Source organism: Veillonella sp. ZSJB6 (assembly GCF_051549505.1).
GTDB lineage: Bacteria > Bacillota > Negativicutes > Veillonellales > Veillonellaceae > Veillonella.
This window is the reverse complement of sequence record NZ_JBPUGE010000169.1, coordinates 1-239: the sequence shown is the minus strand read 5'-3', so window position 1 is coordinate 239 and position 239 is coordinate 1. Positions and strand designations below refer to the sequence as shown.

1 protein-coding gene is annotated in these 239 nt (G+C 43.9%); it reads left to right on the top strand.

All coding sequences use genetic code 11. The annotated features are described in order from the left end of the window. Positions 1-112: 112 nt before the first annotated feature. Positions 113-239, top strand: a 127-nt coding sequence (locus ACSV5T_RS10310) for a DHH family phosphoesterase (protein ID WP_438321086.1), incomplete at its 3' end; no start/stop codon positions are given.

Below are 239 nucleotides of genomic sequence, written 5' to 3'. Positions count from 1 at the left end.
CGAAGACGAACAAGCGTAAAGAGCCCCTAGTGGCTCTTTTTGTTTGGGAATTGAAAGAATGAGGATAGACGTTATAATGGATAAGGGAAAACTATCATAGTGAGGAGAATGTATGATGAGTACAGTACTAGTCTTTGGACATAAAAATCCAGATACGGATACGATTTGTTCGGCGCTCGCTTACGCGGAGCTCAAGAAAAAGTTAGGGATGGACGCTGAGGCAATCCGTCTCGGTGAAG